Source organism: Nostoc sp. ChiQUE01b, from assembly GCF_034531255.1.
In the GTDB taxonomy this organism is placed as follows: domain Bacteria; phylum Cyanobacteriota; class Cyanobacteriia; order Cyanobacteriales; family Nostocaceae; genus Nostoc.
On sequence record NZ_JAVRBM010000089.1, the window covers coordinates 22866 to 37109 of the forward strand.

The window sequence follows — 14244 nt, forward strand, 5'->3', positions numbered from 1 at the left end:
TTCCTGAAACTTAGCTCATGGAAGCATGACTGGGGCCATAAATCATTCGAGTGCTAGCATCTACCTTCCCTTGAATCGGGTTCCAGTAGTGAGATGCTTCTTCAGGAAGACCAAGTTCTTGTGCCGCCCGCATCAACATTGATTGCTGGCGATTCTTGACTTGTTGATGTTCGCGCACCATTAATGCCCGAGATTTATCTGCAATAGACATAACCATAGTCCTCTCTATTTCGTGAATATATAATTTTTGGTTGCTCACAAGACTAATATAACAAAAATTCTGTAACATAAGCTACTTTTTATATAAATTTATATTTGCTTTTGCTGACAATATTAGGTATTTTTTCCCAAAAGCCGAAAAACTCATCCCAATCCACCTTTGATAACTAAAATCATCTAGCTTCAGATTTGTTTGATTTTAAAAAAGACACCTTTCCTAAGACAGAACATTTATTCGTTACTTTTATTTACATTTAAAAGGTCTGACACTTAATTTCAACTTAAGTGATTAATTTTTGTAACTTTTACTCTTTTTTCGGCGGCGCGGCACAAATACAGCAGTTGCGAAAACTAAGTTACCATCACAATACAAATTTACAAAAATTTACATAAGTTATGACAGTTACCTATCCACGTAAATTTCAGAATGTTTTGAGTGCCAGAGATATATTGAAACAGGTGGTATGCGATCGCGAAATCCATCTCATTACCCTCAACCGCTACCGTTACAGCGAACAACGCAGTTGCAAAGACCTAACTGAGGTAATTGAACAACTGAATGGACAACCACGGGAACTAGTGCGGGATTTGTCTCATCACATCTCAGATGAAGCTCGTCATGCCATGTGGCTAACTGACTTGTTGATTGATTTGGGAAGCGATATAGGAACTCCCCCTGGAACTTCCTATATTGATGAATTTGATCGGCTGCTCGACAAAGACAGCTATGACCCAAAACACAACTTAGAGGACGGCATGATTGCTGCCTTGGCCGCAATTAACGTCACCGAAAAACGGGGCTGTGAATATTTCTCTGCGCACATTTACGCGCTTAAACAAGCACCGCAGACAGAAGAAAACATTAAAATTCGGGAAACGATTGAAAAAATTCTCCCAGAGGAAGCAGGACACGTCCGGTGGGGTAATCGTTGGCTAGGAGAACTTGCGCGTAAGAGTCCAGAACATCAGCAAAAGGTAGAGCAAGCCAAGCGAAAATATACCGCAATTGAACAAGCGGCATTTGAATCGGGGATGGATATCACCTTGGGTGCAGAATTACGGCGAGTTGCCAACTTGGTGGAAGTAGCAAATACCATGCCGCTTTGGCAACGTCCCCAATACTTGATGGAACGCTTACCCCAGACTTTGCTAGCGCCTGAATTGCAATTTACTAGAATTAAAACTGCACAAAAGGCTTGGCAGCGAGATCCACAGACATTTATTGACAAGTTTGTGCCAATGTTCCTCAACGGCATCCAGGCAAGAGAAAGTAGCCGCAAGAACACAACGGTGTAAAAGGGTATAGGGCATGGGGGATTGGGCATTGAAAAGAGTCAGAGGGGCGGGGTGCAGGGTGCAGAGGAGAGGAATTTTCCCCCTGCTCCCGTGCTTCTTCCCCACTCCCCACTCCCTTTTCTTTAACTAAAATTCATCTAAAAAGACCAAATGCAAAGTTTTGCATCTGGCCTTGGGTGTAAAATAATTAAAAAGACTAAGATGATCTGGCAGATCCTTCTTAACACTTATTTTGTCAGGAGCCATCTACGAGGAGAACGAACCGAGGGGCAAAAGTAGGTGAAGAATAGTAGATTTGTTAGTAAGTGCAATAAACCTATACTACTTGTGCGAATCCATACGCTAGAGAAGCAAGAGATGAAACGAAAGGGATTTTATGCTTCGGCAAAAGACGCTAAACAGATGTCAGAGCGAAGATCGGTTACTTGCTTACGTAGATAATCAGATAGTAGATGTATGAGAAGAAAATCTATTGGCGAATAAAGTGAAGTTGCCTTAAGACTATTTCTTCAACAAGCAAAATGTCTGAATTAGATGTGCTTTAGATTAACTCATAGCCTAAGTAACATCTATTTCTAGAGCCGTTGAGGATTGAGATGCAAAGCTTTCCACCGAATATGAGCAACAGTTGTAGAGCTTTTAAGGAGTTGGTAATGCTATCGATCAAAGCACTTAATTTGATTTGCTTTTTGAGCGGCAGGATTGAGACCAACTATATATACAAAGTTTGCAATTGAAATACTAAGCGATCGCTAAAGACTTTCGTGTGTCAACTGTATATATCTCTGCCAGAAAAACTGTGTAAAAGATGTTAGCACAACATCCTGTTTTCTGGTAATTCTGTTCTTTTTGGAAAAGAGGTATTACCCTACAGTAGTTAAACCACAGCATAGATATTTAGGGCTTTTTGTGTCACTTCTCTGCGCCCACTACCGCGATGACGTGGCGCATCATCTGAAGCTTGTTCAGATGCCGCCGAGAGCCACTGTTGTGAAGTAGGCGTGGAAGGCAGCCCTGTTGATAAGTGATTGACCATTGCTTGGCAGTTAAAAGCTAAGGGGCCGAACACCAGGCTCGAGACTAAAAGTGAAATGGCAGCACGCATAGCAGATGTCTATTTTGGAACTCTCCTTTTCACTAATACTTAGCTTTTTAATCAATATCCGGACAATTCATCAAAAAGTATTCTGTTTTACTGAAAATAAACTCTTCTTATCCTTTGTTTAAATGTTCGACTAATAACCAATTACCAGAGTGATTGTAACGACCCCACAATGTAACTAATTGTTCGTGGGGATAAGTACGTAATTGCTCGTCGATATGCGATCGCAAAGTCACAAGCTGCCAACTTTGCCCTTGATATGCGGCTGGGGCTGTGACAGTGAATTTGTATTCTTGCTGTTCTAAGCGGTAAAAAATCCCTTTGAAACAGTTACTTTCCTGAATTAATGCTTTGTCAAAAGCAGAGTCAGGGCAATCGCCACTAACTGGATAGGCTTGTGGGTTATCTAAGTAATACAGTTGCCAGTAACGCCAATCCGAACGATTGGGGGGAAGATTAAAAAAAGGAATAATTAGCGCTTTTGAGCGATTATCTTCTAATAAAGCCGTTTGCAGTGTCCTCACAGGTAAATCTCTCGGCTGGCAGTTTAATTCAACACACATCGCTGCTGCCATCCCTGCTGCTTGACCAATTCCCATCACCACAGGTTGTAATCTGGTAGCGCCATTGGCAATGTGGGAGACAGAAATATTCTTTTCACAGACCAAGAAACCATCGGTTGTAGCTGGAATTAGACAACTGTAGGGAATTGTAAAGGGAGTTCCAGTCCAACGTCCTCCCCAGCGGATGGATTTAGGTTGCAGTGGGAATTGAACACCAGGATAATGATGGTCATTGGCGTAGTTACCAACTGCGATTGCTTCTCCTGTCGGAGACGCTTTGCGAACGCAAACGCCAAGGGCGATCGCATCATTAAATATAGATGCAACTCTACCTGTTGCGATCGGCAAAATATCCTGTTCTCGGACAGTAGTTAGCCCCACTAAGCGGCGGCTTTCCCGGTAATAGGGATGCAGTGCAAAAGCTGTAGGGGTGTGAGGAAATACTTTTTTTGCTAAACCATAGCGACGACCAAGCTGTTTTTGGATAAAATGAGCAAAATTTTGGCTGTGCCAGCGAGATTCTTGGATGAATTCACTTCTGGTTACATCTGACTCTATCAACCGCCCTACCCCTTCGCCATAGTCATTGCCACAGATTGGCCAATTCATCATAAACAGGGCATCAGGCAAACGTCCATAATTTAAAAATGTCTCTGCCCCATAGCCATCCCAAGCACCTGTAAACTGTGATGGATTATAGTTAGGGGCCGCCGGAATCTCTGGTGCAATTGATTCACCAAAATCCTGCATAATCACTACATAAGTGGGCGCTTGCACAGGATATTTCTGAGTTAAAGAGTTAAAAGTCACTGGAGCGCTGGGTTCTCCCCACTCAGATTGCAATTCCCAACCCCAACGGTAAGGTATATCAGCTAAAGCTAATAAATCTCCTAACTCTGTACCGTCAAGAATAATTTTGGCTGTGACAGCAAAATCAGCAAAGCGGACACCAGTTATAGAATCACCTTGTCGGAACACCTCTAAAGGTACTTGTCCAGAAATCCAGTGCAGATTCGGCAATTCCTGCACCCAATCTGCAAAAATCTTTGCTCCAATCCGGGGGTCGTAACTAAAAAAGCTTACCCAGCTGTTATCTAATCCTCCCGGCTGTCGTTGTCGCAATTCCTGCAAAAACGCACCCCATAACCCCGTTTGAAAGGCTTCTAATTCGTTGCCATCGGGTACAGATACACCAGCCGAAGTTAGCATTCCTCCCAACCAAGGAAATTCACTCACCAAAATGGTTTTAGCTCCCCGTCGTGCCGCTTGGATAGCAGCCGCAGTTCCTCCAGTTCCTCCACCAACAACTAAGACATCAGCTATGTATGTCTGATGAACCATGACCAAATCCTCTACCAGGGTTAGCTATCTAGCTGATTTCGGTTGATCCTTGGCTCTACTTTTATCAGCTGAGTTTATAATTCACCTCTAGAAATCAGCTTTTGTCAAGTTTAAATTGATGGGTAAGCAACTTCGTGGTAAGCTAGTGCGCTTATATATTGCACAAACTCCGTATAGACCGTCATTAGTCATTAGTCATTTGTGTTTCTAAGGACAAAGGACAACCCTCTCCTGAAGGAGACGCTGCGCGAACACTAATTAATGTGCAATTTTCTTTGCGTAACAGCTTAAGCAGTTAAGTGCTTACTACAAACCATCAAAACTAGCTTGACAAGGTACTACCGTAACTATGTATTAAATATTACATAAAATTTTGATGAAGTATAGGGTCTTGCATTTTATACATCTGTATGCAAAGATAATTTCATATAAAATACTGTAAACCTATCAAGTTACCGGATTAAATAAATCTTTTAAATCTAGCTGATTGCAAATGAAAGCGTTCAGTGAATATTCATTTGGCAATTAGCAATGAATAACTAAAATTTAAATAATAATTTCTTTTAGTGTAAATCGCACTGACAGAGTAAAGAAAAAAGAAAAATTTAAACTAAAAAATAATGTGGATTGTTAAACTTGCTCTTCGTCGCCCCTACACCTTTGTAATTACTTCCATACTTATTTTTGTCTTAGGAGTAGTTACTATTACGCGCATGGCAACGGATATTTTTCCAGAAATTAATATTCCCGTTGTCAGTGTAATTTGGTCTTATAGTGGTGTCTCACCAGAAGAAATGGAACAGCGGATTGTTACAAGCAGCGAACGCTCTTTTACAACCACTGTCAATGACATTGAACACATCGAATCACAATCACTTAATGGTGTTAGCGTCATTAAAGTTTTCTTCCAACCAGGAGCAAAAATTGAAGCAGCAGTAGCTCAACTTACCTCTAATACTCAAACAATTCTTCGAGGTTTACCTCCAGGAATTACACCTCCTTTAATTGTTCGCTACAATGCGTCTAATGTGCCAATTCTCCAGCTAAGTGTTAGCAGCACATCACTATCAGAGCAAGAACTTTATGATAACGGCAATAATTTTCTGCGGACTCAGCTAGCGACTGTTCAAGGTGCATCTGTACCGTTACCTTATGGAGGCAAACCTCGGCAAATTATGGTAGATATTGACCCGCAGGCATTATTTGCCAAAGGTCTTTCAGCTACAGATGTCACAACCGCAATTACCGCCCAAAATCTTATTTTACCTGGAGGAAATGCCAAATTAGGCGATCGCGAGTACAGTGTTCGACTCAATAGTAGTCCCCAAGTCTTAGAAGCATTAAACAATTTACCCATCAAACAGATTAATGGCACTGTAATTTATATACGTGATGTTGCCCAAGTCCATGATGGCTTTGCAGTGCAGAATAATATTGTCCGTCGAGATGGGCGACGTTCTAGTTTATTAACCATTCTCAAAAATGGTAGTGCTTCAACTTTAGATGTTGTAGAGCGAGTCAAAAAAAGACTACCAAAAATTCAAGCCATATTACCCAAAGAATTAGATTTAGATATCTTATTCGATCAATCGATATTTGTTAAAGCTTCCATCCACGGAGTATTAACCGAAGGATTGATTGCTGCTTGTTTAACTGCCGCGATGATTTTATTGTTCTTAGGCAGTTGGCGTAGCACTTTAATTGTGACAATCTCCATCCCTTTATCAATTCTTTGTTCTATTATTGCCCTGCGATTGATAGGACAGACTTTGAATATTATGACCTTAGGAGGACTATCTCTAGCAGTTGGGATTTTAGTTGATGATGCCACAGTAGAAATTGAAAATATCCATCGGAATTTGGGACAAGGAAAACCTCTACAACAAGCTATTTTAGATGGCGCACAACAAATAGCTGTTCCAGCTTTCGTTTCAACGTTAGCAATCTGTATTGTTTTTATCCCAATTGTCTTTTTAACAGGAGTAGCACAATCGCTATTTATGCCTTTAGGAATGGCGGTTGTTTTTGCTATGCTTGCCTCCTATCTACTGTCGCGTACAGTAGTACCAATGTTGGCAAAGTTTCTGCTTGGTAAAGAACTACATCTTTATACTAAACATGAAAATCTAGATAATAACGGTAATGGTCATGTAATTCCTAAAAAAGATATTTTTTGGCGAATTCATGAGCAGTTTAACCGCCAATTTCAGAAATTTCGCCAAAACTATCGAAATACTTTAGCCAAAGCTCTAAATCATCGCGGTGTAGTTTTTGCAATGTTTAGTGCTTTTTGGGTAAGCGCCTTAGTTTTACTACCTTTTGTTGGTCAAGACTTTTTCCCACAAGTAGATGCAGGTCAGTTTCGGTTGCACGTCCGCGCTCCTGCGGGAACACGACTTGAAAAGACAGAACAGATTTTTACTCAAGTTGAAAATGAGATTCGCCAAGTTATTCCTGAGCAAGAATTAGAAATTATTCTTGACAATATTGGTGTACCTGTAGGGGGAGTAAACCTTGCTTTTAGTGACACAGCAACCATCGGGCCTGGTGATGGAGAAATTCTTGTCGGTCTTAAAGAAGGTAAACATCATTCTACTTGGCAATATGTTAGACAACTACGCCAAAACTTAACCGCCCAATTTCCTGAATTAACCTTCTTTTTCCAACCTGCGGATATAGTAACTCAAATTCTCAATTTCGGTTTACCAGCCCCTATTGATATTCAGGTCATAGGCCCAGCGAAGAATCGCCAAGATAATTACAAAATTGCTAAACAAATCAAAACCCAAATAGCTCAAATTCCGGGAGCAGTTGATGTTCATTTACATCAAGTCGTTGATGCCCCAAACCTACGTATTAATGTAGATCGTTCTCAAGCACAACGTAACGGATTAACTCAACGAGATGTTGCCAATAACCTACTCACATCATTAAGTTCTAGTGGTCAAACATCACCCAATTTTTGGCTCGATCCTATCAAAGGAGTGAGTTATCCGGTAGCAGTACAAGTTCCCCAATATAAACTTAACTCACTAGACAAAATTCAGAGTCTACCTATTACTAATGGTTCCAATTCGTCACAACTTTTAAGCAATCTTTCTGTTGTTAAACGTGGGAAAGCTCCTGCTGTTGTTAATCATTACAACGTACAGCCTGTATTTAATATTTACGCCAATGTTCAAGGTCGTGATTTAGGTGGTGTAGCCAGCGATATTTATAAAATAGTTGAACAATTTCAGCAGAAGTTACCACGTGGAACGTCAATTATGGTGAAGGGTCAAGTAGAAACGATGAATTCATCTTTTCTAGGATTAGAAGTAGGATTAATATTTGCAATTGGATTAGTTTATTGCTTAATAGTAGTCAATTTCCAATCTTGGATTGATCCATTCATTATTATGATGGCACTGCCAAATGCTTTAGCAGGAATTGTCTGGATACTATTTGTAACTAATACAACGTTTAGTGTACCTTCTTTGATGGGTGCAATTATGAGTATTGGGGTTGCTACTGCCAATAGTATTTTGCTCGTCACCTTTGCTAATGAGCAACGTCTAATAGGAGAAAAAGCTGTTTCTGCCGCTTTAGCTGCTGGTTATACCCGTTTGCGTCCAGTATTAATGACTGCTGGGGCTATGATTATGGGAATGTTACCAATGTCTCTTGGTTTAGGAGAAGGTGGTGAACAAAATGCTCCTTTAGGACGTGCTGTAATCGGTGGATTATTAGCAGCAACAGTGGCAACTTTAATTTTTGTACCCGTAATTTATAGTATTTTGCGCCGAAAACAACCCCAAAATTTAGAGGAAGAACTATCCTCTACTATCAAATTAACTGTAGCCAATCGCTAAATTACTCGTGAATAATTAGATCCCCGACTTCTCTAAGAAGTCAGGGATCTGAGAACCACTTAAATTTTCATAAATCAACAAATAAAATAGAAATTCTCTAGTATGGATACTCAAGAAAATATCAAAGTTGATCGTTCTGATCCCACATCAATCCCGTCAACGACTAAAAAAAGTCGCTTCAATTCTATTACTATTATTGTTACTACTACTTTTGTTGTAACTGGGCTTTTAGCACTTGGTATTATCCCTCGTTTAAAACAGCAATTAGAATTAAATGCTTTTGCTAAATCTACAACAAAACAAGCCTCTTCAGTCAATATAGTTAAACCAAAAGTTGCTGCTAATTTCACCGAATTAATCCTACCTAGCAGCATTCAAGCAAGCCAAGAAACCACAATCTATGCCCGTACCAGTGGCTATTTACAAAAAAGGTTAGTGGATATTGGCGATCGCGTCAATCAAGGGCAGTCACTCGCCATAATTGATGCGCCTGAAATTGACCAAGATGTACAGCAAGCTCGTGCAGAATTAGCAAAGTCTGAGGCTAATATTGCTGAAGTCCAGGCAGATTTAGCACAAAAGCAAAGTAATTTTTCTCAAACAAAAGCCAACTTAAAGGCTAGACAGGCTGAATTAATCGAAGCACGTACAAACCTAGAACTAGCACGTCAAACTTGGCAACGTTGGCAATTACTGCAAAAGCAAGGAGTAGTGACTACACAAGCTGCTGATGAACGTAAAACTGCTTTTAATGCAAGTCAAGCTAATGTAGATACTTTAATTGCTCGCGTTAATTCAGACCAAGAAAGTATCAATACTGCCCTTGCAGGTATTAATTCCCAAAAAGCTAATATTAATGCCTTTGTTGCCAGTAAAAACGCTGCTCAGTCAAACTTGCAACGGATAAAAGTTTTACAATCATTCAAACAAATTGTTGCTCCTTTTTCAGGTGTAATTACTGCTCGTAACGTAGACACAGGAGCTTTAATTTCTGCGGGTAGCAATAATAATAGTGGAAATTCGTGGCTATTTAAGGTTGCTCAGACAAATAATTTACGTATCCGAATTAACGTTCCCCAGGCTTTTGTTCAATCAATTCACCCCGGACAAACTGCCCTTGTTCGTGTTCGTGAGCTACCGAAAAAGTCTTTTTCTGGTAAAGTTATTCGGACTGCTGATGTCTTAGATGCTACTTCAAATACCCTTTTAACTGAAATTGAAGTACAGAATTCAGAGAATGTGTTGCGTCCTGGGATGTATGCTGAAGTGACTTTTAAGACTGAACGTGCCAATCCACCTTTATTAGTACCAGCTAATACTTTAGTGATTAATGCAGATGGTATACAAGTAGCCACTGTGACGAAGGAAAACAAAGTTAAATACCAGAAGGTAGAGCTTGGACGAGATTATGGTACTGAAGTTGAAGTGGTTTCTGGTTTAAGCCCTAATGTTAGGTTAATTACTAATCCTACAGATGCTCTCCAAGATGGGAAATCGGTTCAGGTACTTGCATCCAAGCCTAAAACAAGGAATTAAAATCAAATATTCAAAAAACATAATATCTGGTTACATTTAATTGAATAGGGTTGCGATCGCAGCCTAATTTGTCCAACCATAAAATTTGTAGAGAAGTACCAAGGTTTATCAGCAACATTAAATCTCAAATTTGATAGCTTAACGTTGACTACTAATGCTACATCTAGTATCGTTGAGCAGGGAAAAACCAACGTGAAAGCACAGGTATTTAGAGGCGTTAATCAACTTTCTTACGAAGACATCCCAGTTCCAGCCCTGGAACCAGATGAAGTGCTGGTACAGGTGCGGGTTGTGGGGTTGTGTCAGTCAGATATTAAAAAAATTCGTTATCCCCTATATGAACCGCCGCGCATTTTTGGACATGAAACTGCCGGCACGATCGCAGCACTAGGCAATAATGTCAAAGGTTGGCAAGTTGGACAACGAGTAGCGGTGATGCATCACATCCCCTGTATGCGTTGCTCCTACTGCCTAAATGATAATTTCTCCATGTGCGATGTTTACAAAAACATCTCCACTACCGCAGGCTTTAACGCCAGTGGTGGCGGTTTTGCTGATTATGTCAAGGTTCCTGGACATATTGTCGAAAACGGTGGGTTGATTCCCATCCCGGATAACATCAGTTTTGAAGAAGCGAGTTTTGTCGAACCGACTAACTGCTGCTTGAAAGCTGTGAAAAAAGCCCAAATTGTTCCAGGACAAACTGTGTTAGTTACTGGTGCTGGGCCAATTGGGTTAATGTTCATTATGTTGGTGAAGTATTTCGGAGCAAAAGCGATCGCTACTGATTTACTACCCTCTAGAATTGATAAAGCCTTAAGTGTCGGTGCAGAGGCGGCTTTTGATGCTCGCGATCCCGATTTACCCGCTAAAATCTCTGCCTTAACTGGTGGACTAGGTGTTGATGTTACCTTGCTGGCTGTTCCTAGTGAAAAAGCCTTCTTTCAAGCACTTGATAGTACGCGCAAAGGTGGGAAAATCTTGTTTTTCGCCGAATTCCCCGATCAGGTGGAAATTCCCATCAACCCAAATATCCTCTACCGTCGAGAAATTGACTTAATAGGCAGTTATAGCTCATCTTATCGGCTTCAGAATCTATCAGCCGATATTGTATTTAATCAGCGAATTGACGTGCAAGCGTTGATTAGCGATCGCTATCCATTAAAAGATTTATCAGCAGCTGTGGAAGTTGCGATCGCACCCACACCGGATACTTATAAAATCTTAATTTATCCGTAAAAGGGAGATGAGAGGGATGAGGAAGCAATTTTTCTCCCCCTGCTCCCTCATCTCCCCCTGCTCCCCCTCCTCTCTCAAAAAATGCTTATTACCCTACTTTTCGTCGCTCTACTAGCTTTCTACGTCGCCTGGAATCTCGGAGCAAACGATGTTGCTAATGCGATGGGAACCTCTGTCGGTTCCAAAGCTGTTAGTCTCAAACAAGCACTAATAATTGCTGGGGTATTAGAGTTTACGGGTGCTGTGTTGTTTGGACATGAGGTAACGGAAACTCTAGCAACGAAAATTGCTAATCCCGCCTTATTCGCAGCTACACCCCAAATATTAGTTACTGGGATGGTAACAGTACTAATATCATGTGGTGTGTGGTTGCAAATTGCCACATCACGCGGTTTACCTGTATCCTCTTCTCATGCGGTTGTTGGTGCGATCGCTGGATTTAGTTGGGTAGCTTTGGGAGTAAATGCAATTGATTGGTCATCAATTGGCTTAATTACCATTGGCTGGATTTTAACGCCGTTAATTAGTGGTGCGATCGCCGCTTTATTTTACAGTCAAATCAAGCACTGGATTTTAGATCAATCCAATCAAGTAGTGCAGTTACAAGAATGGATTCCCTGGTTGAGTACTCTGCTGCTAGGTATATTCGGCGTGATTGTCTTACCATCACTCACAGAACCGCTTACCAATTTTGTAATTGAGCAAGTTGGTTTTACAATCCCTGCTTACGACATCCCCCTATTAACAGGTGCAGTAGCAGCAGTTGGACTCACAATCATTAGTTGGCGACAATTGAGAGATAAGGGAGACAAGGGAGAAATACTCCCCAATCCCGTAGAAAGATTATTCGCCCGATTCCAACTATTAAGTGCTTGCTTTGTAGCTTTTGCTCACGGTTCTAATGATGTGGGAAATGCGATCGCTCCTTTAGCTGCGATCGTTTACATCAATCGTACTGGTAGCGTACCTACTAATGGTATAACTATCCCCCTTTGGATTTTAATCCTTGGTGGTGCTGGTATTGTTGGTGGTTTAGCTGTCTGGGGAAAAAAAGTCATTGCTACCATTGGCGAAAACATCATTGCCTTGCAACCCAGTAGTGGATTTTGTGCCGAACTCGCAACTGCTACCACTATCCTCATTGCTTCCCGGCTAGGTTTACCAGTCTCCACCTCCCACGCTCTCGTCGGTGGTGTCGTTGGTATTGGACTAGTGCAAAATCTCAAGTCGATTAAGTTTCAAACACTAAAAGGCATTGCTGCCGCATGGCTAATTACAATCCCCGTGAGTGCTGCCCTTAGCGCTGCTATTTTCAGCATCGCCCGGATTTTATTCTTCTAAGAATTATTAATATTTTCCAAACTTTTCCTCTACTGGAATTTACTCAAAGCAAAACCCAGACTGCAACAACGCCAAAAAAAGCGTGCTTTTGCAGAATTGCTGCTCATTCATTAGAATGTTGTGCAGGGGATAGCGTAACTTTGAATTTCCACAGAAGGATACTTTAATCTCCATTTAGAGAGATAAACTGTCACACCAGTTACATTCCACACAAATTTACAGCTAGTTTCGCAAGTCAGACAATTTGGTGGGGATATCTAGCGACGAGTCGCCTACGCACACGCATCTGTGAATTTTTGACAATTATTATTGGCAGCAAGCCCTAAATATTTATTTGGAGTGAGATTTCTTTAAAAGTAAAAATTTCATTGGCAAATAATTTATGAAATTAAACTGACCAAAAATAAAAAAGTCTCTATTTAAGGGACTTACAGGCGTGGCAATCAACTCAAAATCCCTTCAGTTGGGCAATCCCCCAGACGTTCTAGCGTTGCTAACGATGGGAATCGCCCTTGGGTTCGTGAGTTCGCCAGACGCTCGATGACTCGCTAACGCTGCGCTATCGACGCAGAGCGCCAAGACGGCGACTCACTCACCAAGACGGGTGCTACCTCACCAAAATTCCAAATCTAATGGTTAAATACTTATCAATGCTGAAGAGAACACGGTGTAGTAACCTGTGTGGCAAACTTAGATGCTTTGCTAACTTGTGTCTAGTATGACAGAATTACGTTGAAATGCGGAAGTGCTGTTAAAATTTTTAATTTATCTGACAAAATACAGGAAATTAGGATGACCGCCAATAAAGTGTACGGGAAGCAGCTTTATCGTCAAAGTGTTAGAGGTTAGAAGCTAATGGGGCGATTCGAGAAGCAACCAGAAAACCCAAGAGTCAGAGGGGAGCTATCTAGAGCGGCAGAAAATGCTCTTTGGGCTGTAGTTGAAGACTTAGAAAATCTTCAGCAGAATGTTCTCAGAGCCTTGCAAGAAGATGTAAAGCGGCTTCAGTCAGAAAAAAATCGGTTATCTGATGAGATTCAAAGCTTGGTAGAGGAAAAAGAGCATTTACAACAAGTGCGCCAAATTACTGAGCAGCAAGTGTTAATTCGGCAACTGGCAGAAGTTCTGGCAAAGCATATATCTTCACAACTGCAATCCTCTCTGGCAACTTTAGCTAATCAAAGCATAGAGGGCAAATCTTACGAACAAGCGGCGCTGAAGTCTGCTGAAGTGAGCAGCAATGTAGTAGGTGAAATTAATGAAAAAGTCGAACACATGTTTGACAGTCTAGATGACACCGTTACTGTTACCTTTAATTCCTTACAACAGGAGCTGAAGAACTATCAAAGTAATCTTTCCCAACAGTTGTCACGGATGTATAGCCAGCAGCAGCAAGGGGAAACGATTTTGACGGAGTTTGTTAATCGCCTGCATGGAGAACTAGATAAAACTATAGAAGAAACTTCACGCAAATCAGCAACAGTAGGGATACCTAATGTTTTGCAGTTTACTGAGCCAGAAAAAAACAGTTCTGTTGAAACATCGCTACCAGAGTTTGAGCAAGTAGTAAGAAATTCCCTTGAGCCAATTTCCCCGATCTCCAATAAATTTTCACCAAGGGAAACGACATTAGAGCCGCCGATTGTTAGAGAAAATACCACAAATCCAATTTCTTCTCCCAGCAAGGATTTGTCGCTAAGGGAAACGACATTAGAGCCGCCGATTGTTAGAGAAAATACCGCGAATCCAATTTCTT

8 protein-coding genes and 1 pseudogene are annotated in these 14244 nt (G+C 41.0%); 6 read left to right on the top strand and 3 right to left on the bottom strand.

Annotated elements, in window-relative coordinates; all coding sequences use genetic code 11:
• Positions 1-10: 10 nt before the first annotated feature.
• The gene (locus RMY63_RS34690) at positions 11-211 is read right to left on the bottom strand and encodes a hypothetical protein (RefSeq protein WP_190727574.1); all 201 of its coding nucleotides are present in this window, start codon (positions 209-211) and stop codon (positions 11-13) included.
• Between the two features lie 404 nt (positions 212-615).
• On the opposite strand from RMY63_RS34690, the gene RMY63_RS34695 reads away from it, so the two are divergent.
• Positions 616-1515: a ferritin-like domain-containing protein gene (locus RMY63_RS34695; protein WP_322733052.1), complete on the top strand. Its 900-nt coding sequence runs from the start codon at positions 616-618 to the stop codon at positions 1513-1515.
• Positions 1516-2392: 877 nt separating this feature from the next.
• Here the strand turns inward: RMY63_RS34695 and patX are convergent.
• Positions 2393-2620 (bottom strand): heterocyst-inhibiting protein PatX, encoded by a 228-nt coding sequence (gene patX / locus RMY63_RS34700; protein WP_322733053.1) that lies wholly within the window; start codon positions 2618-2620, stop codon positions 2393-2395.
• 107 nt (positions 2621-2727) lie between these two features.
• A complete protein-coding gene (locus RMY63_RS34705) occupies positions 2728-4521 on the bottom strand; it encodes an FAD-dependent oxidoreductase (RefSeq protein ID WP_322733054.1) in 1794 nt (597 codons plus the stop codon).
• A gap of 620 nt (positions 4522-5141) precedes the next feature.
• Here RMY63_RS34705 and RMY63_RS34710 point away from each other — a divergent pair.
• From RMY63_RS34710 to RMY63_RS34730, 5 genes and pseudogenes are all read left to right on the top strand, one after another.
• Positions 5142-8372 carry an efflux RND transporter permease subunit gene (locus tag RMY63_RS34710; protein ID WP_322733055.1) on the top strand — a complete coding sequence of 1077 codons (3231 nt, stop codon included), beginning with the start codon at positions 5142-5144 and terminating at the stop codon, positions 8370-8372.
• A gap of 102 nt (positions 8373-8474) precedes the next feature.
• Positions 8475-9908, top strand: coding sequence for an efflux RND transporter periplasmic adaptor subunit (locus RMY63_RS34715; protein WP_322733056.1), 1434 nt, complete (start codon positions 8475-8477; stop codon positions 9906-9908).
• Positions 9909-10100: 192 nt separating this feature from the next.
• Positions 10101-11147 carry a zinc-dependent dehydrogenase gene (locus RMY63_RS34720; protein WP_322733058.1) on the top strand — a complete coding sequence of 349 codons (1047 nt, stop codon included), beginning with the start codon at positions 10101-10103 and terminating at the stop codon, positions 11145-11147.
• Between the two features lie 81 nt (positions 11148-11228).
• The gene (locus RMY63_RS34725; RefSeq protein WP_322733057.1) at positions 11229-12488 is read left to right on the top strand and encodes an inorganic phosphate transporter; all 1260 of its coding nucleotides are present in this window, start codon (positions 11229-11231) and stop codon (positions 12486-12488) included.
• Between the two features lie 855 nt (positions 12489-13343).
• Positions 13344-14244, top strand: a pseudogene (locus RMY63_RS34730) (hypothetical protein); the annotation flags it as partial.